This window comes from Pseudomonas sp. TH49 (assembly GCF_016650625.1).
GTDB lineage: Bacteria > Pseudomonadota > Gammaproteobacteria > Pseudomonadales > Pseudomonadaceae > Aquipseudomonas > Aquipseudomonas fluorescens_H.
Map to the genome: position 1 here is coordinate 2,003,300 of NZ_JAEKFL010000001.1, position 20,880 is coordinate 2,024,179.

18 protein-coding genes are annotated in these 20,880 nt (G+C 61.9%); 15 read left to right on the forward strand and 3 right to left on the reverse strand.

What is annotated here, in order from left to right; genetic code table 11:
• Positions 1–212 precede the first annotated feature (212 nt).
• Positions 213–1,112: an energy transducer TonB gene (locus tag JFU48_RS09100; RefSeq protein WP_003229097.1), complete on the reverse strand. Its 900-nt coding sequence runs from the start codon at positions 1,110–1,112 to the stop codon at positions 213–215.
• Between the two features lie 107 nt (positions 1,113–1,219).
• Positions 1,220–2,191 carry a glutathione synthase gene (gene gshB / locus JFU48_RS09105; protein WP_201136353.1) on the reverse strand — a complete coding sequence of 324 codons (972 nt, stop codon included), beginning with the start codon at positions 2,189–2,191 and terminating at the stop codon, positions 1,220–1,222.
• 225 nt (positions 2,192–2,416) lie between these two features.
• Between gshB and pilG the strand changes: the two genes are divergently transcribed.
• The 7 genes from pilG to JFU48_RS09140 all read left to right on the forward strand — a co-directional run bounded on the left by pilG (position 2,417) and on the right by JFU48_RS09140 (position 13,327).
• Positions 2,417–2,821, forward strand: coding sequence for a twitching motility response regulator PilG (gene pilG / locus JFU48_RS09110; RefSeq protein WP_003229093.1), 405 nt, complete (start codon positions 2,417–2,419; stop codon positions 2,819–2,821).
• 60 nt (positions 2,822–2,881) lie between these two features.
• Entirely contained in the window at positions 2,882–3,247 is a 366-nt protein-coding gene (pilH, locus tag JFU48_RS09115) for a twitching motility response regulator PilH (protein ID WP_003229091.1), read from the forward strand.
• A gap of 10 nt (positions 3,248–3,257) precedes the next feature.
• Positions 3,258–3,797, forward strand: a complete 540-nt coding sequence (locus tag JFU48_RS09120) for a chemotaxis protein CheW (protein ID WP_103485180.1) — start codon at positions 3,258–3,260, stop codon at positions 3,795–3,797.
• Positions 3,798–3,997: 200 nt separating this feature from the next.
• Entirely contained in the window at positions 3,998–6,052 is a 2,055-nt protein-coding gene (locus JFU48_RS09125) for a methyl-accepting chemotaxis protein (RefSeq protein WP_201136354.1), read from the forward strand.
• An 11-nt stretch (positions 6,053–6,063) separates the two neighbouring features.
• Positions 6,064–11,964 carry an Hpt domain-containing protein gene (locus tag JFU48_RS09130; RefSeq protein WP_201136358.1) on the forward strand — a complete coding sequence of 1,967 codons (5,901 nt, stop codon included), beginning with the start codon at positions 6,064–6,066 and terminating at the stop codon, positions 11,962–11,964.
• The gene (locus JFU48_RS09135) at positions 11,957–12,427 is read left to right on the forward strand and encodes a chemotaxis protein CheW (protein WP_003229084.1); all 471 of its coding nucleotides are present in this window, start codon (positions 11,957–11,959) and stop codon (positions 12,425–12,427) included. Before JFU48_RS09130 ends, JFU48_RS09135 begins: the two co-directional genes overlap by 8 nt.
• Positions 12,428–12,961: 534 nt before the next feature.
• Entirely contained in the window at positions 12,962–13,327 is a 366-nt protein-coding gene (locus JFU48_RS09140; protein ID WP_201136359.1) for a DUF6124 family protein, read from the forward strand.
• 168 nt (positions 13,328–13,495) lie between these two features.
• Here JFU48_RS09140 and JFU48_RS09145 read toward each other — a convergent pair whose 3' ends face one another.
• Entirely contained in the window at positions 13,496–14,098 is a 603-nt protein-coding gene (locus JFU48_RS09145) for a peptidylprolyl isomerase (protein ID WP_103485183.1), read from the reverse strand.
• 300 nt (positions 14,099–14,398) lie between these two features.
• Here JFU48_RS09145 and mdcA point away from each other — a divergent pair, with 300 nt between their 5' ends.
• From mdcA to madL, 8 genes are all read left to right on the forward strand, one after another.
• Positions 14,399–16,069 carry a malonate decarboxylase subunit alpha gene (mdcA, locus tag JFU48_RS09150; protein ID WP_201136360.1) on the forward strand — a complete coding sequence of 557 codons (1,671 nt, stop codon included), beginning with the start codon at positions 14,399–14,401 and terminating at the stop codon, positions 16,067–16,069.
• Complete coding sequence (locus JFU48_RS09155; RefSeq protein ID WP_201136361.1) at positions 16,069–16,941, forward strand: triphosphoribosyl-dephospho-CoA synthase; 873 nt, start codon at positions 16,069–16,071, stop codon at positions 16,939–16,941. Before mdcA ends, JFU48_RS09155 begins: the two co-directional genes overlap by 1 nt.
• Positions 16,941–17,240 carry a malonate decarboxylase subunit delta gene (locus JFU48_RS09160; RefSeq protein ID WP_201136362.1) on the forward strand — a complete coding sequence of 100 codons (300 nt, stop codon included), beginning with the start codon at positions 16,941–16,943 and terminating at the stop codon, positions 17,238–17,240. The genes JFU48_RS09155 and JFU48_RS09160 overlap by 1 nt, the downstream gene beginning before the upstream one ends.
• A complete protein-coding gene (locus JFU48_RS09165) occupies positions 17,233–18,084 on the forward strand; it encodes a biotin-independent malonate decarboxylase subunit beta (RefSeq protein ID WP_201136363.1) in 852 nt (283 codons plus the stop codon). The genes JFU48_RS09160 and JFU48_RS09165 overlap by 8 nt, the downstream gene beginning before the upstream one ends.
• Positions 18,081–18,866, forward strand: coding sequence for a biotin-independent malonate decarboxylase subunit gamma (gene mdcE, locus JFU48_RS09170; RefSeq protein WP_201136364.1), 786 nt, complete (start codon positions 18,081–18,083; stop codon positions 18,864–18,866). Before JFU48_RS09165 ends, mdcE begins: the two co-directional genes overlap by 4 nt.
• The gene (locus JFU48_RS09175; protein ID WP_201136365.1) at positions 18,860–19,480 is read left to right on the forward strand and encodes a malonate decarboxylase holo-ACP synthase; all 621 of its coding nucleotides are present in this window, start codon (positions 18,860–18,862) and stop codon (positions 19,478–19,480) included. The genes mdcE and JFU48_RS09175 overlap by 7 nt, the downstream gene beginning before the upstream one ends.
• Positions 19,477–20,397, forward strand: coding sequence for a malonate decarboxylase subunit epsilon (gene mdcH, locus JFU48_RS09180; RefSeq protein ID WP_201136366.1), 921 nt, complete (start codon positions 19,477–19,479; stop codon positions 20,395–20,397). The genes JFU48_RS09175 and mdcH overlap by 4 nt, the downstream gene beginning before the upstream one ends.
• A 66-nt stretch (positions 20,398–20,463) precedes the next feature.
• Positions 20,464–20,880 carry a malonate transporter subunit MadL gene (gene madL / locus JFU48_RS09185; protein ID WP_003229065.1) on the forward strand — a complete coding sequence of 139 codons (417 nt, stop codon included), beginning with the start codon at positions 20,464–20,466 and terminating at the stop codon, positions 20,878–20,880.

Below are 20,880 nucleotides of genomic sequence, written 5' to 3' on the forward strand. Positions count from 1 at the left end.
GGCGAACTGACAAGCTGGGGATCAGAGAACAACGCAGATCCATTGTTGAAGCTGAACCTTTGTGGTGAGGGGATTTATCCCCGATGGGGCGCGAAGCGGCCCTGAATCCATTGACGTGATATGCCTGACATACCGCGCATGCTGGTTTTGCGACTGCTTCGCAGCCGATCGGGGATAAATCCCCTCACCACAAAAAACCTGTATGCCGGCGGTCAGTTGCTGGAAAGCTTGTCGCCCCGGGCGAATTTCCAGGTGCGGATGATTTCCAGTCGGTCGATATCCGACAGATCGCCGGTAAACGGCGCAAACGGTGCCGCCAGTCGGACGATGCGCTGCGCGGCCTGATCCAGCAGCGGCTGGCCGGAGGATTCGAGCACCAGCACTTCATACAGCGAGCCGTCGCGGTTGATCGAGACCATCAGCCGCAGGTTGCCGTAGATCTGCTTGCGCCGCGCTTCTTCCGGGTAATTGAGGTTGCCGATGCGCTCGACCTTCTTGCGCCAGTCGTCCTTGTACCAGGCACCCTTGTCGCGCATGGTCGAGGCGGCGCTCAAACGGTGAATGCGCGGGCGCTTGGCGTACAGTTGCTGTTCGTTGGCCAGTTCCGCTTCGAGGCTGGCGATGTCGCTGGACAGCTGCGAGCTGTCGAACGTCGGCGCGTTGACCGCAGGTTTGGTCTCGGTCCTGGTTTCTTCTTTTTTGGTCGGCGCCTTTTGCTGTTTCGGCGCCACCGTGGTCACCGCAGCCTTGGGCGCGGCTTCGCGCACTTCCGGTTTGGCGGCCGGGGGCGGGGTGACTTTCTTGACCTGATTGTCCTGGAACGGCGCGACCTCGGTGGTCTTGGGGATCGCCTTCTTGTCCAGGGTGCCGCTGCCTTCCTGGTTTTCCTGAGCGAGGAAATCAGCCTTTTTCGGCTTGGTTTCGCTCTTGAAGGTGGCAAGGGTGATTTCCAGGGTTTTACTGATCTGCTTGGGCTCGACCATGGTAAAGCCGACACCGAGCAGCAGCGCCAAATGAATCAGCGCCGCGAGAAACAGGGTAAATCCGAGGCGATCGGCCGGGCGCACGCCACGATGGGCGAGTTCTGCGGGCAGATCGGACGGGAGGGTCATGACAAGAAAACCAACATCGCGTTTTTCAGAGGCTGCGCATGATAACGCAATGTTGGTTTCACGCCTTGGGCTTCACGCTTCAAGCGACAAGCTGCATGTGACACACGTCAAGCTTGCGGCTTTTTGCCGGCGGCTTGCAGCTTCTTGTCGATCGCGTCCATCAGCAGGCCGCCGATGTCGGTACCGAAAGCGTTGTCGATTTCGCGGATGCAGGTCGGGCTGGTGACGTTGATTTCGGTGAGGTTTTCACCGATCACGTCCAGACCGACGAACAGCAGGCCTTTCTCGCGCAGAGTCGGGCCGACCTGAGCGGCGATCCAGCGATCCTTGTCGGTCAGCGGCCGCGCTTCGCCACGACCACCGGCCGCGAGGTTGCCACGGGTTTCGCCTTGGGCCGGAATCCGCGCCAGGCAGTAATCCACTGGCTCGCCGTCGATCATCAGGATGCGTTTGTCGCCGTCCTTGATTGCCGGCAGGTAGGCCTGGCCCATGATCTGCTGATTGCCGAGGGCGGTCAGGGTTTCGAGGATCACCGACAGGTTCGGATCGCCGGCGCGGTGGCGGAAAATCGAAGTGCCACCCATGCCGTCCAGCGGCTTGAGGATCACGTCACCGTGCTTGGCGGCGAATTCGCGCAGCACATCGGCGCGGCGGCTGACCACGGTTGGCGGGGTGCACTGCGGGAACAGCGTGGCGAACAGTTTTTCGTTGCAGTCGCGCAGGCTCTGCGGCTTGTTGACCACCAGCACGCCGGCGGTTTCCGCCTGTTCCAGCAGGTAGGTGGAGTAGACGAACTCCATGTCGAACGGCGGATCCTTGCGCATCAGGATCACGTTCAGATCGCTCAGCAGGTTGTCCTGCTCGGCGTCGAGTTCGAACCATTTTTCCGGGTTGGCGAAGACTTTCAGCGGCTTCATGCGCGCCCGGGCCTGACCTTCGGCCTGATACAGGTCGCGCTGCTCCATGTAGAACAGTTCCCAGCCACGTTTCTGCGCGGCCAGCAGCATGGCCAGCGAGCTATCCTTTTTATAGGAGATGCTGGCGATAGGGTCCATGACAATCCCGACGCGAACGCTCATTGGGTTTTCCTCGAAAATTGGCTACCGGATCGGTATTGAAAAAGTGCCGCCAGAGTGGCGCCGGGCGGGTTTTCGGTCAAGGAAAAACCCGTCGATAGATTGCATCTGGAGACTGTGCTAAAAAGGCTGGCATATCGTGCTGGCCCTTGAGCATCAAGGGTTTCCAGCCATTACTCATTGCAAAACGGACAATTTGATTCGCAAAGGCGACGGTAGAGCCCCCTTATGGAACAGCAGTCCAGCGCCTTGAAGGTCATGGTGATCGATGACTCGAAAACGATTCGTCGCACCGCCGAAACACTGTTGAAAAATGTGGGCTGCGAAGTCATCACGGCGATTGATGGTTTTGACGCTTTGGCGAAGATCGCCGACCACCACCCCGGGATCATTTTTGTCGACATCATGATGCCGCGTCTGGATGGTTATCAGACCTGCGCTTTAATCAAGAACAACAGTGCGTTCAAGGCCACGCCGGTGATCATGCTGTCGTCGCGTGACGGGCTGTTCGACAAGGCCAAGGGGCGGATTGTCGGTTCTGATCAATTTTTGACCAAGCCTTTCAGCAAGGAAGAACTGCTCGACGCGATTCAGGCCCACGTTCCGGGCTTTGCCGCCGTTTTGCCGCAGTAAGACACGTACAGTGACGCTCGGCCAGCGGGCCGGATGTCGACAAGAAAAATGGGGAAGACCATGGCACGTATCCTGATCGTCGATGATTCGCCGACTGAAATGTACAAACTCACCGGCATGCTCGAAAAGCACGGCCATGAAGTGCTCAAGGCCGAAAATGGCGCCGACGGCGTGGCCCTGGCCCGTCAGGAAAAGCCCGACGCGGTCTTGATGGACATCGTCATGCCCGGCCTCAATGGCTTCCAGGCCACCCGGCAACTGACCAAGGATGCCGAGACCAGCCATATTCCGGTGATCATCATCACCACCAAGGATCAGGAAACCGACAAGGTCTGGGGTACTCGCCAGGGCGCGAAGGATTACCTGACCAAACCGGTCGAAGAAGACACCCTGATCAAGACCTTGAACAACGTGCTGGCCGGTTGATCGCGCCGCCATGAACCAGTCGCTGACCGCGTTCGAGCTGCTGTGGCAGATCGACCAGCGCTGCCGCCTGCTGGCGGCGGACCTGCCGTCGCAAGCCGGCCGTCAGGATCGCTGGAGCGGTATCGGCTTTCGCCTCGGCGAGCACTGGTACGTGACGCCAATGGGCGAAGTCAGCGAAGTGCTGCACGAACCGCGCTGCACTCAGTTGCCCGGGGTCAAGCCGTGGGTCAAAGGGGTGGCTAACCTGCGTGGGCGCTTGCTGCCGATCATGGACCTGTGCGGATTCTTCGGCCATGAGCTGTCGCCGCTGCGCAAACAGCGGCGGGTATTGGTGGTGGAGCACAACGACGTGTTTGCCGGGTTGCTGGTGGATGAGGTGTTCGGTTTGCAGCACTTCGAGCAGGACAGCTTCGAGCCGATCTCGATCAGCAAGCGCCAGGGCTCCAAGGCGGAGTTCGTCAAAGGCTATTTCCGGCGCGAGCAGAACTGGCGGGTGTTCAGCCTGTTTGCACTGGCCAAATCGCCGGTGTTCATGAGCGTCGCGATATAACCGAAGCACCATAAATCTATGGGGTGGGGGTCTGTGGCGAGGGGATTTATCCCCGATGGTTGGCGAAGCCAACCCAAAACCTGCATTCGCGATGTGCCAGATACAACTCAGTTTTGGGGCCGCTGCGCGACCCATCGGGGATAAATCCCCTCACCACAAATCCCACAGTGGACCGTGGCAGGTTTCATAGGCGAGGACCGATGACAAAAGCAAAAACAGGCAAATCGGCGGAAGGGTCGCGCAGTCGTTCGCAGATCATTGTGCTGTTCATCGCACTGATCGTGTTCATCATGCTGCTGTTCGCCAACTTCGCCTACCTCAACACCCAGGCCAACTACGACAAGCAGTACATCGGCCACGCCGGTGAGCTGCGCGTGCTGTCGCAGCGGATTGCCAAGAACGCCACCGAAGCCGCCGCCGGCAAGGCCGCCGCGTTCAAGTTGCTGAGCGATGCGCGTAACGATTTCGCCCAGCGCTGGGGTTACCTGAAGAAGGGCGATCCGGCCACCGGCCTGCCACCCGCGCCGGCCAGCGTGCGCCCGGAAATGCGCGCGGTGCAGCTGGACTGGGAACGCCTGCTGAAAAATACCGATGCGATTCTCTCCAGCGAACAGACCGTGCTCTCGCTGCATCAAGTCGCCGCGACGCTGGCCGAAACCGTGCCGCAGTTGCAGATCGAATACGAAAAAGTCGTCGAGATCCTTCTGCAACGCGGCGCCCCGGCAGCGCAAGTGGCGATGGCCCAGCGCCAATCGCTGCTCGCTGAACGCATTCTCGGCGCGGTCAACACCGTGCTGGCCGGTGACGAAAACTCGCAGCAGGCTGCCGACGCTTTTGGCCGCGATGCCACCCGTTTCGGCCAGGTGCTCAACGGCATGTTGCAGGGCAACCCGACCCTGAAGATCAGCCAGGTTGAAGACCGCGACGCCCGTGCGCGGCTGAGTGAAATTTCCGAGCTGTTCCAGTTCGTCTCCGGCTCCGTGGACGAAATCCTTGAAACCTCACCGGAACTGTTCAAGGTCCGGGAGTCGGCGAGCAACATTTTCAGCCTGTCGCAGACCCTGCTCGACGAAGCCTCGCACCTCGCCAGCGGTTTCGAAAACCTTGCCGGTGGGCGCAGCACCGACACCATCGGCGGCTACGTGCTGGGCTTGCTGGCGCTGGCCTCGATCATCTTGATCGGCATGGTCATGGTTCGTGAAACCAATCGCCAGTTGCGTGAGACCGCCGAGAAGAACGAACGCAATCAGAACGCGATTATGCGCCTGCTCGATGAGATCGAAGACCTCGCCGACGGCGACCTGACCGTGACCGCCTCGGTGACCGAAGACTTCACCGGGACCATCGCCGATTCGATCAACTACTCGGTCGATCAACTGCGCGATCTGGTCGCGACCATCAACCTCACCGCCGGCCAGGTCGCCGCCGCTGTGCAGGAAACCCAGGCCACCGCGATGCACTTGGCCCAGGCCTCGGAACATCAGGCGCAGCAGATTTCCGAAGCCTCGACCGCGATCAGCGACATGGCCCAGTCCATCGATCAGGTCTCGGCCAACGCCGCCGAGTCGTCGGCGGTGGCCGAGCGCTCGGTGGAAATCGCCAACAAGGGCAACGAGGTGGTGCACAACACCATCCACGGCATGGACAACATCCGCGAGCAGATCCAGGACACCGCCAAGCGCATCAAGCGCCTGGGCGAGTCGTCGCAGGAAATCGGCGACATCGTCAGCCTGATCGACGACATTGCCGACCAGACCAACATCCTCGCGCTCAACGCGGCGATTCAGGCCTCGATGGCCGGAGATGCCGGACGCGGTTTTGCCGTGGTCGCCGACGAAGTGCAGCGACTGGCCGAACGTTCGTCCGCCGCCACCCGGCAAATCGAGACCCTGGTGCGGGCGATTCAGGCTGACACCAACGAAGCGGTGATTTCCATGGAGCAGACCACCACCGAAGTGGTGCGCGGCGCGCGACTGGCGCAGGATGCCGGAGTGGCGCTGGAAGAAATCGAAGGCGTATCGAAGACCCTTGCCGCGCTGATTCAAAGCATCTCCAATGCGGCGCAGCAGCAGACCTCTTCGGCCGGGCAGATTTCCATGACGATGAACGTGATCCAGCAGATCACCACGCAGACGTCATCCGGCTCGACCGCCACCGCCGAGAGCATCGGCAATCTGGCGAAGATGGCCAGTCAGCTGCGCCGTTCGGTATCCGGTTTCACCTTGCCGTCGGCGTCCGCGACGGACAAGGCGTGAGTGGAGTGGTTATGGGTGACCGGCACGACTACGTGGCCCTCGAATGGGTCAAGGGTGAAATTGCCGAAACGCTGAGGCAGGCGCATCAGGCGATTGAAGCCGTGCTCGATGATCCGCAGGCCTCACCGGGGCTGGACGAGTGTCTGACGTATATTCATCAGGTGCACGGCAGCCTGCAGATGGTCGAGTTCTACGGCGCCGCTTTGCTCGCCGAAGAGATGGAGCATCTGGTCGAAGCCTTGCAGCAGGAGCGCGTCAGCCATCGTGACGAAGCCCTGCACCTGCTGCTGCAAGCCCTCGGGCAATTGCCGATCTACCTCGATCGCGTGCAGAGCGCCCGCCGCGACCTGCCGCTGGTGGTGCTGCCGCTGATCAACGATTTGCGCAGTGCGCGCGGCGACAGCCTGCTCTCGGAAACCAGCCTGTTCAGCCCGCCCTTGCCGGATTTGCCGCCGTTGAGCGCACAAGCCTTGGCCGCGCTGGAGCCTCCCGACCTGCCCAATGTGCTGCGCAAATGGCGCCAGATGCTGCAAATGGCGCTGGTCGGTTTGCTGCGCGAGCAGGATGACCAGACCCACCTCGAATACCTGGCGAAAGTCTTCCAGCGCCTCGAAGCGCTGAGCTTTGACGCGCCGTTGAGTCCGCTGTGGCAGGTCGCTTCAGCCCTGGTCGAAGGCATGCGCGAAGGCGCCATCGCCAACAGTCCGGCGCTGCGCAGTCTGTTCAAGGACGCCGACAAGGAGCTCAAGCGCCTGCTCGAACAGGGCATGCGCGGCCTCAACCAGCCGCCCCCGCCGGAGCTGCTGAAAAGCCTGCTGTTCTATATTGCCAAAGCCGAACATCCCACCGGGCAGATGCTGACCATGAAAGATCGCTACTCCCTGGACGACGCGTTGCCCGACAGCGCGATGGTCGACGAAGAACGCGCGCGTCTGGCCGGTCCCGACCGCGATGCGATGCGCTCGGTGCTGGCGGCATTGTGCGAAGAACTGGTGCGGGTCAAGGAACGCCTCGACCTGTTCGTGCGCAGCGACCGTCAGCACACCTCCGATCTGGAGAGTCTGCTGGCGCCGCTGCGGCAGATCGCCGACACCCTCGCGGTGCTCGGTTTCGGCCAGCCGCGCAAAGTCATCATCGATCAACTGGCGGTGGTACTCAGCCTCGTCCAGGGCCAGCGCGAACCGAACGACGCGACCCTGATGGACGTTGCCGGCGCGCTGCTTTACGTCGAAGCCAACCTCGCCGGAATGGTCGGCACCGTAGAGCCGGAAAGCCCCGAAGACGCGCGCCTGCCGACCACTGATCTGACGCAGATCCATCAGATCGTGATCAAGGAAGCACGCATCTGCCTGCAACAGGCCAAGGACATGATCGTCGACTACATCGACGCCGACTGGGATCGCCAGCAACTGCAACCGCTGCCGGAACTGCTGACCCAGGTGCGCGGCGCGCTGGCGATGATTCCGCTGAGCCGCGCGGCGAGTCTGGTCGAGGCCTGCAACAGCTTTATTCGCGAACACCTGCTGCTGGATCCGCACGAGCCGGGCTGGCAGCAACTGGATCATCTCGCCGACGTCATCAGCAGCCTCGAGTATTACCTCGAACGCCTGAGCGACGACCCGCAAGCGCCGAATGAACAATTGCTGGATGTTGCACAGAAAAGCCTCGCCAGCCTGGGGTTCTTTCCACATGAGCAGCACGTGCCGCTGCTCGACGATGTACTCAGCCCCAGCGAAGCGCTGGTGATGCAGGACCTGCAGGCACTGGATGACCCCGAGACCGTGAAGTCGCTGGCCGAGGTGCTGGCCAGCCCGGTGTCGGCGGTCAATCCGCCGGCCTTGATCACCCCCGGCAACCTGATGCCGCCGCCCGCCGATGAAGAACCGGTGGACGATGAACTGCGCGAAGTATTCCTCGAAGAGACCGACGAGGTGCTCGAGGTTCTGCACGAATACCTGCCGCGCTGGACGGCCGACACCCATGACCGCGCCGCACTGACTGAATTGCGTCGGGCCTTTCATACCTTGAAGGGCAGCGGGCGCATGGTGCGCGCATTGATCCTTGGCGAGCTGGCGTGGGCCGTGGAAAACCTGCTCAACCGCGTGCTGGAACACAGCGTCGAACCTAGCGCGCAGGTGCAGCAGTTGCTCACCGACACAGTGTTGCTGCTGCCGGAACTGATCAGCGAATTCGCCACGCACCGCCAGCGTCAACGCAGCGATGTCGATCAACTGGCGGCCCGCGCGCATGCGCTGGCCAAAGGTGTCGAGCCGCTGGCGGCCGAAGACGTCGATGATGTGGCGGCCCTCGATCCGCTGTTGCTGGAGATTTTCCGCAACGAGGCCGAAACCCACCTCGCCAGCCTCAACCGCTTCCTCGATCAGGCCGCCGAGCATGTGCCGCTGCCGGCCAGCGACGAATTGCAACGCGCCTTGCACACGCTCAAGGGCAGTGCGTCGATGGCCGGCGTGTTGCCGATTGCCGAACTGGCGGCGCCGCTGGATAAGTTGGCGCGCGAGTTCAAGGCGCATCAGTTGCCGCTGGATCTCGATGAAGTGGAATTGCTCCTCGAAGCCGAAGGCCTGTTCCGCGTCGGTCTGCGCCAGCTCAAGCACGATCCGCTGGCGCCGATTGTCGGTGCGCAGTCGCTGATCAAACGCACCGAAACGCTGCTGGCCGAGCGCCTGGAAGCGATCCTCAACGCGCCGAACACCGGTCTGCGGATCAAGCGCGATGCGCAACTGATCAACAACTTCCTCGCCCAGGGCATGGACATCCTGCTCGACGCCGAAAGCCTGTTGCAGCGTTGGCAACAACACCCCGGCGAGCGTCAGGAACTCAGCGCGCTGCTGGACGAACTGACCACCCTTGGCGAAGGCGCGCACCTCGCTGATCTGCTGCCGGTGGACGTGTTGTGCGAAGCCTTGCTCGACCTCTATGGCGCCGTCGAAGAAAGCAGCCTGGCGGTCAGCGACAGGTTTTTCCAGGAGGCGCAGAACGCCCACGAAGCGTTGATCAACATGCTCGACGAACTGGCTGCAGGCCAGGAAATCACCCCACAGCCGCAGCGCGTCCGCGCCCTGCACGAACTGCTCGATGAAAGCCTCGACCCGACGGCGATGGGGCTGATTCGCAGCGACGGCAGCCGCACCTTGAGCATCAGCGAACTGGGCGCCGCGACCGCCGAACTCGCCCACGCCAATGCCGAGACCGCACCCGACGACGAGATCGTTGAAATCTTCCTCGAAGAAGCGGTGGATATTCTCGACAGTGCCGGTCAGGCCTTGCAGCGTTGGGTGAGCGACCCGGACAACGCTGCGCCGCTGTCATCGTTGCAGCGCGATTTGCACACCCTCAAGGGCGGCGCGCGGATGGCCGAAGTCGATGCCATCGGCGATCTGGCCCATGAGCTGGAAAGTCTTTATGAAGGTCTGGTGGATCGTCGCCACAGTTACAGCGAGCTGCTTGGGCGCTTGCTGCACAAAAGTCACGACCGCTTGGCGCAGTTGCTCGAACAGTTGCAGAACCACCAGGCGCTGACCCCGGCGCAAGACCTGATCGAAGCGATCCGCCAGTTCCGCCAGGGCCAGTCCGGCAGTCCCGAAACGGCGCAGCCGACGGCTGAACACGACAGCGCGGCGCATGATCCGGAGCTGCTGGAAATCTTCCTTGAAGAAGGTTTCGACATCATCGAAAGCTCCGGCGCGGCGCTGCTGCGCTGGCAGGCAGAGCCGGGCAATCGCCAGGAAGTGGAAACCCTGCTGCGCGATCTGCACACCCTCAAGGGCGGCGCGCGGATGGTCGAGATCGGCCCGATCGGCGACCTCGCCCATGAGCTCGAATACCTTTACGAAAGCCTCGCTACCGGCGTGCTGCAACCGTCCGCCGAACTGTTCGCGCTGGTGCAGCGCGGGCATGACCGGCTGGCGCAAATGCTTGATGGCGTGCGTGCCGGGCAGCCATGCCCACCGGCGGATCGGCTGATCAATGCGATCCAGAATTTCAGCCACCCGGTGACTCTCGACACGCCACCGCTGCAACCGATTCCGGCCAAGACCGAGCCTGCGGCACCCGCCGCTGATGCCGGCGCGGACATGGTCAAGGTCTCCGCCGAACTGCTCGATGAGCTGGTCAATCTGGCTGGGGAAACCTCAATTTTCCGTGGGCGTATCGAGCAGCAAGTCAGCGATGCGCAAACCGCGCTGAACGAGATGGAAACCACCATCGAACGCATGCGCGATCAGCTTCGCCGGCTCGACACCGAAACCCAGGGGCGGATTCTCAGCCGTCAGCAAGTCGATGCCGAACGCCTCGGCTACGAAGAATTCGATCCGCTGGAAATGGACCGCCATTCACAGTTGCAGCAACTGTCGCGGGCGCTGTTCGAATCCGCCTCCGACTTGCTCGATCTCAAGGAAACCCTCGACCGCCGCAACCACGACGCCGAGAACCTGTTGCAGCAACAGGGGCGGATCAACACCGAGTTGCAGGAAGGCCTGATGCGTACGCGCATGGTGCCGTTCGAACGCATGCTGCCGCGCCTGAAACGCATCGTGCGTCAGGTCGCCGAAGAGCTGAACAAAGATGTCGCGTTCATCATCGGCAACGCCGAAGGCGAGATGGATCGCAACGTGCTGGAGCGCATGGCCGCGCCGCTGGAGCACATGCTGCGCAACGCCGTCGACCATGGTCTGGAGTCGGCCGAAGTGCGGCTGGCGGCGGGCAAACCGGCGCAGGGTACGATTACGCTGGACCTGACCCGCGAGGGTGGCGACATCGTTTTCGATATTCGTGACGATGGCGCCGGAGTGCCGCTGGACGCGGTGCGGCGCAAGGCAATCAAGCGCGGCCTGCTGGCACCGGACGCCGAGATCAGCGACCGCGACGTGCTGCAATTCATCCTGCAGCCGGGGTTCTCCACGGCGGAAAAGATCACCCAGATTTCCGGGCGCGGCGTTGGCATGGACGTGGTTCATGAGGAAGTCCGCCAGCTCGGCGGCACCATGAGCATCGATTCGGTGCCGGGGCAGGGCGTGCACTTCCGCATTCGTCTGCCGTTCACCGTGTCGGTCAACCGCGCGCTGATGGTGCAATGCGGCGAGGATCAATACGCGATTCCGCTGAACACCATCGAAGGCATCGTCCGGGTGTTGCCGAATGATCTGGAAGGGCACTACCGCAACGATCCGCCGAGCTATCACTACGCCGGTCAGCGCTACGAACTGTGCTATCTGGGCGAGCTGCTGAAAACCGCGCCACGCCCGAAACTGCTCGGCCAGAGCCTGCCGTTGCCGGTGCTGCTGGTGCAGTGCAATGACCGGCACATCGCGGTGCAGGTCGATGCGATGGCTGGCACCCGGGAGATCGTGGTCAAGAGCCTCGGCCAGCAGTTCGCGGCAGTGCAGGGCGTGTCCGGGGCGACGATTCTCGGCGATGGCCGGGTGGTGCTGATTCTTGATTTGCTCGCACCGATCCGCGCGATGCAGGCGCGGGTTGCACAGCGTCCGGCGCAGGCGGAAATCGACAGCGAACCGCAGAAGCCGTTGCTGGTACTGGTGGTCGACGACTCGGTGACCGTGCGCAAGGTCACCAGCCGTTTGCTCGAACGCCACGGCATGAACGTGCTGACCGCCAAGGACGGTGTCGACGCCATGTTGCTGCTCGAAGAGCACATGCCCGACCTGATGCTGCTCGACATCGAAATGCCGCGCATGGACGGCTTCGAAGTCGCCACCCAGGTACGCAATGACGAACGCCTGCAGCACCTGCCGATCATCATGATCACCTCGCGCACCGGGCAGAAGCACCGCGACCGCGCGATGGCCATCGGCGTCAACGACTACCTCGGCAAGCCGTATCAGGAATCGGTGCTGCTCGAAAGCATTGCCCACTGGAGCAAGAAACATGCATGAGCGCCGCCACAACGCGCGCACCAGCCAACTCACCGGCCTGCTGCTGCCATTGGCCGACCGCAACCTGATCCTGCCCAACGTCGCCGTCGCCGAACTGATCGACTACCAGGCCAGCGCCTTCGACCTCGACACCCCGCCGTGGTATCTGGGGCGGGTGAGCTGGCGTGAACGGCAGATTCCGCTGCTGAGTTTCGAGTCGGCCTGCGGGCAGAAAATCGTCATCGGCGAACGCGCGCGGATCGTCATCCTCAACGCACTTGGCGGCTTGCCACAGCTGAAATTCATTGCGCTGCTGGTGCAGGGGATCCCGCGTTCGTACAAGCTCGACAGTCAGTTGAGTTATGTCGATGTGCCGCTGTGTGCGCTGGAGCAGGCGGCGGTGCAAGTGGGGGAGCAGGTGGCGAAGGTGCCGGATTTGTTGGGGTTGGAGCAGTTGTTGGTGGATGCCGGACTTATCCACTGATCCGGAGTCTTCAGTGGCCTGACTGGCCTCTTCGCGAGCAAGCCCGCTCCCACATTGGAACTTCAGTGAACACAGATTTTGGACACGACACAGATCCCCTGTGGGAGCGAGCTTGCTCGCGAAGGCGCCAGTCGCTTCACTCTGATCCGACAGACAAACCCTCAATTTCTACAGCGCAATAAACACCATTCAGCACAGCTGTTTAAAGACACTCAGTGTTACGCCTCACCAGCCTACAAATCCTTGCGCCACTGCCTACGCATGCACCAGAATCCGCCGGCTTGTGCGCCCTCGGCAGGCTGCGTAACTTGATTGCGTCACTGATTCCCAGTGATCGGGTTTAGCAGCCCGGCTTGTCCTTTCCCCGGTGCACGAGATTCATCCAGTCAGGCATTCGCCTGCGCTTGATGGTGGCTGTGCGCATGGCACCTTCGGGTGCGCCGGGTTGGGGATTGACCGGTCTGCTAACTTGCGCATAGCCGCCACCCTATCGTTTAGCAGCGGGATGGTGCGGCCTAATAGAGGCTTATCCCCATGTTCAAAGTAACGCCAAACCCGCCGTCCACAGACACGGCATCCCCCTACGAAGCCCCCGAATCAAAGAAATTTCACGAAGCCGCCGAGCGCGCCCTCGACCATTACCTCGGCCCGCCAAAACCCGACCTCATGGCCACGCCCTACACCCCCAACACGCTGTACATGGCCAACCCCGACGCCGACAGCGAATCCCTGCTGGCCGACGCCAGTGAATCCCTCGGCTCGGCCACGGTCATGCTCAACAATCATGCGGCGCTGGTTGAAGGCTCGCACCGCAAGACGTTGCAGGGTATTGCTCAGGTGGTGATGGTGGCGGAAATGGCAGTCAATCGCGTATTGGACAGGCTGGTGCCGACTGACTGAGTGATGTGGTGATCTCACCGGCCCCTTCGCGAGCAGGCTCGCTCCCACATTTGGAATGCGTTCCTCTGTAGGAGCTGCGGCACGCTGCGATCCTTTGATCTTGATCCTGAAGATCAAAAGATCGCAGCCTCGTTGCACTCGACAGCTCCTACAGGCTTTTTATTGAAGCTATTTCAGAACATCTACTGGTAATTGTTTGGTTGGCCCTAAGACAGAAGTGGAGGACTGTTGCACGGTTTGTTGCTTGATCAACTTCGTTTCTGGATCGATATCTTCGTCTTGATTCCGACCTGGAGTTACGACAGGGTCTTCGACAATCTTCATCGATATGATCTTGTCAGGATTTCTCACAGGATCGCCACGCTCGAGCCGGTCGATATTCTCCATTCCTTCGATGACCTTTCCCCAAACCGTGTACTGCCCGTCCGAAACAGGAGAGTCCTCAAAACAAATGAAAAATTGACAATCCGCCGAGTCAGGGTCGGATTTCCTAGACATCGAGCAAGTGCCCCGAAGGTGTTTACTTTTCGAAAATTCGGACTTGAGAAAACCGTAGCCGCTCCCGAAGTGTTTGTCGCTACGGTATCCAGTCTGAGCCATGAAACCACCAATGACTCGATGGAAATTGCAACCATCATAATAGTGTTCCTGCGTCAGTTTCTTGATGCGTTCAACATGATTGGGCGCAAGATCGGGGAAAAGCTCAATCCAGACTTTGCCTTGAGTTGTCTCCATGACAATTGTGTTTTTGGGATCCTTGATGTCGGCCATTTCAATCTCCCTTCGTCATTCGAATTTATGACGAGTAACTTTTGGATGAGAACCCAACAGGGGCGTGAGTCCTTTTTAGCAGTAATCGTCTAATGCTGAACCTGTAAGAACTGACAGTTCGTTAATGTGTTTGGCAATTAAAACCGCTGCTTTTAGTCCTGAGGGTTTGCTATCTCGTGCTTGAGCTCCCCCATTGCTCAACCATTACGCTGACCGTAATGATTCACCACCGCGCTTGATTGATGCGCCCCGCTCACACGCCTACCTTGGCTCCACGACAGCGAACCCCGTGGAGTGAGCATGACAACAACAATTTCCCCCGACTCGCGCTGGACGCGGCGGCGTGACGAGAAGCAGCGGCGTCTCGACAAGGTGCGCGGGCTGGCCGATGGTGTGGTGTTGCCCAGCGACAAGATCGTCGCGGCGCTTGAAGCGTTGATCCATCCCGGCGACCGTGTGGTGCTGGAGGGCAACAACCAGAAACAGGCGGATTTCCTTTCCCGTTCGCTGGCCAAAGCCGATCCGGCCAAGCTGCATGATCTGCACATGATCATGCCCAGCGTCGGTCGCTCCGAGCACCTTGATCTGTTCGAACGCGGCATCGCCCGCAAGCTCGATTTCTCCTTCGCCGGCACCCAGAGCCTGCGCATCAGCCAGTTGCTCGAAGACGGCCTGCTGGAAATCGGCGCGATTCACACCTACATCGAACTCTACGCGCGGCTGGTGGTGGACCTGATCCCCAACGTCGTGCTCTCGGCCGGGTTCATGGCCGACCGCGCCGGCAACATCTACACCGGCCCCAGCACCGAAGACACCCCGGCACTGATCGAACCGGCCGCGTTCAGCGACGGCATCGTCATTGTCCAGGTCAACCAATTGGTCGACGACGTCAGCGAACTGCCGCGCGTGGACATCCCGGCCTCGTGGGTCGATTTCGTCGTGGTCGCTGACAAACCGTTCTACATCGAACCGCTGTTCACCCGCGACCCACGGCACATCAAACCGGTGCACGTGTTGATGGCGATGATGGCGATTCGCGGGATCTACGAAAAACACAACGTGCAGTCGCTCAACCACGGCATCGGTTTCAACACCGCCGCCATCGAGCTGATCCTGCCGACCTACGGTGAATCCCTCGGCCTCAAAGGCAAGATCTGCCGCAACTGGACGCTCAACCCGCACCCGACGTTGATCCCGGCGATCGAGAGCGGCTGGGTCGAAAGCGTGCATTGCTTCGGCACCGAACTGGGCATGGAAAACTACATCGCCGCACGCCCGGACGTGTTCTTCACCGGGCGCGACGGCTCGCTGCGTTCCAACCGGATGTTCTGCCAACTCGCGGGGCAGTACGCGGTCGATCTGTTTATCGGCGCAACATTGCAGGTCGATGGCGACGGCCATTCCTCGACCGTGACCCGTGGCCGCCTCGCCGGTTTCGGCGGCGCGCCGAACATGGGCCACGACCCGCGCGGTCGCCGTCACGGCACCCCGGCGTGGCTCGACATGCGCCACGACGACGCGCAGCAACCGATGCTCGAACGCGGCAAGAAACTTGTGGTGCAAATGGTCGAGACCTTCCAGGAGGGTGGCAAACCGACCTTCGTCGAAACGCTCGACGCGGTGGAAGTGGCGAAGAAAAGCGGCATGCCGCTGGCGCCGATCATGATCTACGGCGACGACGTTACCCATCTGCTCACCGAAGAAGGCATCGCCTACCTGTACAAGGCGCGCTCGCTGGAAGAGCGTCAGGCGATGATCGCAGCGGTGGCCGGCGTCACCGCCATCGGTCTGCGCCACAACCCGAAAGACACCGCACGCATGCGCCGCGAAGGCCTGATCGCCTTGCCTGAAGACCTCGGCATCCGCCGCACCGACGCCACCCGCGAATTGCTGGCGGCGAAAAGCGTGGCCGATCTGGTCGAGTGGTCCGGCGGCCTCTACAACCCGCCCGCCAAGTTCAGGAGCTGGTAATGCACGCACTCAATCTGCAAGCGAAACCCCTGAGCCTGAGCGAACGCCTGGCCGATCTGGCGGTGGATGCGCTGATCGACGAAGCCGACCTGTCGCCGAAACCGGCGCTGGTCGACCGGCGTGGCAATGGCGCGCACACCGATCTGCACTTGGGCCTGATGCACGCTTCGGCGTTGTCGTTATGGCCGGCGTTCAAGGAAATGGCTGAAGCGGCGGTGGACATCGGCGAAGTCGATTCAACGTTGCGCGAAGCGATTGGTCGGATCGGCCGTGAAGGCGAGCAAGCCATGCTCACGACCACCAACGGCGTGAACACCCATCGCGGTGCCATTTGGGCCTTGGGGTTGTTGATCACCGCCGCGGCACTGGAACCTAAATCCAGCGGCGCCAGTGCCGTCGCCGTACGCGCTGCGCGATTGGCTTTAATCGATGACCGCCACGCACCGCGCCCACTCAGCCACGGCGCGCAAGTTGCCCTGCGCTACGGCGCACGCGGTGCCCGCGAAGAAGCGCAACTTGGCTTCCCGTCCGTGCTGCAACGTGGCCTGCCGCAACTCAAACGCAGCCGCGCCAGCGGCCACGGCGAGCAGAACGCCCGGCTCGATGCGCTGCTGGCGATCATGACCGATCTGGCCGACACCTGCGTGCTCTACCGCGCGGGCGAAGAGGGTTTGCAGGCCATGCAACAAGGTGCGCAAGCGGTGCTCGACGCTGGCGGCAGCGCCAGCCTCAGCGGACGTCGGCGCCTGCACGAACTGGATCAACAACTCATCGCATTGAATGCCTCGCCCGGTGGCGCCGCCGACTTGCTCGCCGCCACGCTGTTGCTCGATCGTATCGAGCGCGACGGCATCCTTCAGGGAGCGTTTTGATGGAAACCTTATCCTTTGAATTCCCCGCCGGGCAGCCGCCACGCGGGCGGGCGCTGGTCGGTTGTGTCGGCTCGGGCGATCTGGAAGTGCTGATCGAACCGGGTCTGGCCGGCAAGCTGACGATCAATGTGCAGACCTCGGTCAACGGTGCGCAGCAGCGCTGGCAGCATCTGTTCGCGCGGATGTTCGACGGCACCACGCCGCCAGCGCTGGCCATCGATATTCACGATTTCGGCGCCACGCCGGGTGTGGTGCGTTTGCGCCTGGAACAAGGTTTCGAGGAGCTCGGCCATGACTGACAGCGCAGCGCTTTTGCACAAACACAGCTTCGTCGAACTCGGCGCACGGCAACGGGCGAAAGCCTTGCTCGATGCCGGGACCTTCCGCGAATTGCTCGACCCGTTTCAACGGGTCATGTCGCCGTGGCTCGAACGCCAGGGCGTGGTGCCGCAGGCCGATGACGGCGTGGTGCTCGCCAAGGGCAGCCTCGATGGTTTGCCGGTAGTGATCGCCGCAATTGAAGGCGCATTTCAGGGCGGCAGCCTCGGCGAAGTCGGCGGGGCGAAGATTGCCGGCGCGCTGGAACTGGCCGCCGAAGACAACCGCAAAGGCATCCCGACCCGCGCTGTGTTGCTGCTGGAAACCGGTGGCGTGCGTTTGCAGGAAGCCAACCTCGGGCTGGCGGCGATTGCCGATATTCATGCGGCGATTGTCGATTTGCAGCGGTACCAACCGGTGGTCGGTGTGGTCGCGGGCAGCGTCGGCTGTTTCGGTGGCATGTCGATTGCCGCCGCGCTGTGCAGCTATTTGCTGGTGACCCAGGAAGCACGCCTCGGCCTCAACGGCCCGCAAGTGATCGAGCAGGAGGCCGGGATCGAAGAATACGACTCCCGCGACCGGCCCTTCATCTGGAGCCTGACCGGTGGCGAACAGCGTTTCGCCAGTGGTCTGGTGGATCGTTATGTCGCCGATGATGTGGCGCAGATCCGTCAGCAGGTGGGCGAGTTGTTGCAACAAAGCTTGCCAACCCAGCCGCGCAGTCAGCGCGCCGATTGGTTTCTGCAACGCCTGAACCGTTTGGACACTGCCAAGCAAATCGAACCGTCGGTGGTTCGCGATCTGTATCAAGGAGAGCGCTCATGAGTGGTTATTCCGTGCGCGGTTTGAACTGGTTCAACGCCCTCAGCGCTGGTGCGAAAGCGGTCGAAGGTTTGCCGCTATCGTTGAAGGTCGCCGACGGCGAACTTGGGCGCTTTATCGCGGTGGTCGCTGACCCCGACAATCGTTTCCCACGGGCTCGCAACGGTGAAGTCGGATTGCTCGAGGGCTGGGGTCTGGCCAAGGCTGTGGATGACGTGATCACGGCAGATCGCGACGAAGCGCAGAAGCGCCCGATCATCGCCATCGTCGATGTACCGAGCCAGGCTTACGGTCGCCGCGAAGAAGCCCTCGGTATTCATCAGGCCCTGGCCGGGGCGGCGGACAGTTATGCCCGCGCCCGTTTGGCCGGGCATCCGGTGATTGCGCTGCTGGTGGGCAAGGCCATGTCCGGGGCGTTTCTCGCCCACGGTTATCAGGCCAACCGTTTGATTGCCCTGCGCGATCCAGGGGTGATGGTGCATGCGATGGGCAAGGCCTCCGCGGCGCGCGTGACCCTGCGCAGTGTTGAGGAACTGGAAGCGCTGGCCGCCAGTGTGCCGCCGATGGCCTATGACATCGACAGCTACGCCAGCCTCGGATTGCTCTGGGAAACCTTGTCGGTGCAGCAGATCGAGCAGCCGACGGCGGAGGATCTGGCGCGGGTGACCGAGTGCCTGAAACAGGCCATCGGCGATATCGCCAGCACTGACCTGAGCAACCGTCTCGGCGCGAAAAACCGTGAAGCCTCCAGCCGCGTGCGTGAACTGCTGAGGGCGCAGTGGTGAACATGCCACTGGCTCACGACCTGCTCTGGGGCATGACCCCGGCGCAGTTGCCGGCGGATGCGCCGCAGTGGGCAATCGAGTCGTTGGCTACCGGGCAACCGGTGGTCGTGCGGCGCGCGGTGAGCGCTGAAGCTTGGGTCGCGGTGGGCATTCGCGGTGTGCTGCGTGAGCAGCGGCTGGCGGCGTTTATGGCGCTCGATTCGATTGCCTGTCGGGTCAGCCCCGAAGCGCTTTGTCATGTCGATTGCGAGCGCGATCTGCCAGTGATGCAGGCCCTCAAACAACTGCGGCCAATGCTTGATGACTGCGGTTGGGTCTGGGGTGTCAGCGGCAGTGTCGGGTTTGAGTTGGCCAGTGGTTTTACCGCGATGCACGCGGCCAGTGACCTCGATCTGATTCTGCGTACACCGCAACTGATCACGCGTAATCAGGCACGCAAACTGGTCGCGGTTTTTGATCAAGCCGTGTGCCGGGTCGACATGCAATTGCAGACGCCGTTCGGTGCAGTCGCGTTGCGCGAATGGGCCAGCGGGTCTGCACGGGTGCTGCTGAAAAACGCCCATCAAGCCTGTCTGGTCGCTGACCCGTGGAACCCGCAGGAGCAGGCAGCGTGAGCAGCCTGCTGGTGTTCCCCGGCCAAGGCGCCCAGCAACCGGGCATGCTCCAGCGTTTGCCTCGGGAAACCGTGGTCGAGGCCAGCGAGGTGCTCGGTGAAGATGTCTCGCTGCTCGATTCGCCTGAAGCGTTGCGCAGCACCCGGGCGGTTCAGCTGTGCCTGTTGATTGCCGGGGTCGCGGCGTCGCGGCAATTGTTGGAAGACGGACTCACGGTGGATTACGTCGCCGGCCTGTCCATCGGTGCGTACCCGGCAGCGGTGGTCGCCGGGGCGCTGAGCTTCAGCGACGCGTTGCATCTGGTCAGCCTGCGTGGCGAGTTGATGCAGCAGGCTTATCCACAGGGCTTTGGCATGACCGCAATCATCGGTCTGCAATTAGCCACCGTCGAAACGCTGCTGGCGCAGGTGCACAGTGCGGAGTCGCCGGTGTACCTGGCCAACATCAACGCCGATAACCAGGTGGTGATTGCCGGCAGCGACGCGGCGATGCAAGCGGTGGCCGAACTGGCGCGCAGTCGTGGCGCCGGTCTGGCCAAACGCCTGGCGGTGAGCGTGCCGTCACACTGTCCGTTGCTGGAAGCACCGGCGCAAACCCTCGCCGAAGCCTTTGCCAACGTTGAACTGAACACCCCGAAAATCGCTTACCTGAGTGGCAGCCGCGCGCGTCCGCTGGTCAAGCCAGATGCCTTGCGCGACGACCTCGCCTTCAACATGTGCCGCGTGGTGGACTGGCGCGGCACTGTGCAAAGCGCCTACGAGCGCGGCGTGCGGCTACAGATTGAACTGCCGCCCGGTGCGGTGCTGACCGGGCTGGCGCGCCGGGTGTTCGAATCGGGCACGGTCACTGCCTTCGACAGTGCGCGTCTGGACACCTTGCAGACGCTGTTGCGAGAGGAGGGTGGCCGCCAACCATAAACCGCCGCGACTCAGGCTTCGAACAACAAAAACAACATTCGACGATGCACTTTGAGGACTACAACAATGATTATTTACGGTGTGGCGCTGCTGGCGATCTGTACGCTGGCAGGGGTGATCATGGGTGACATGCTCGGCGTGTTGCTGGGCGTCAAATCCAACGTCGGCGGGGTTGGCATCGCCATGATCCTGTTGATCTGCGCGCGGTTGTGGATGCAGAAGCGCGGCGGCATGACCAAGGATTGCGAGATGGGCGTCGGCTTTTGGGGCGCGATGTACATTCCGGTGGTGGTGGCGATGGCCGCGCAACAGAACGTCGTCACCGCCCTGCACGGTGGCCCGGTGGCGGTGCTCGCGGCAATCGGTTCGGTGGTGGTGTGTGGTTGCACGATTGCCTTGATCAGCCGCACCCACAAGGGCGAACCGTTGCCCGACGAACCGGTGGAAGTCACTCCGGTCGGCACCCCGGTAGGAGGTCGCTGA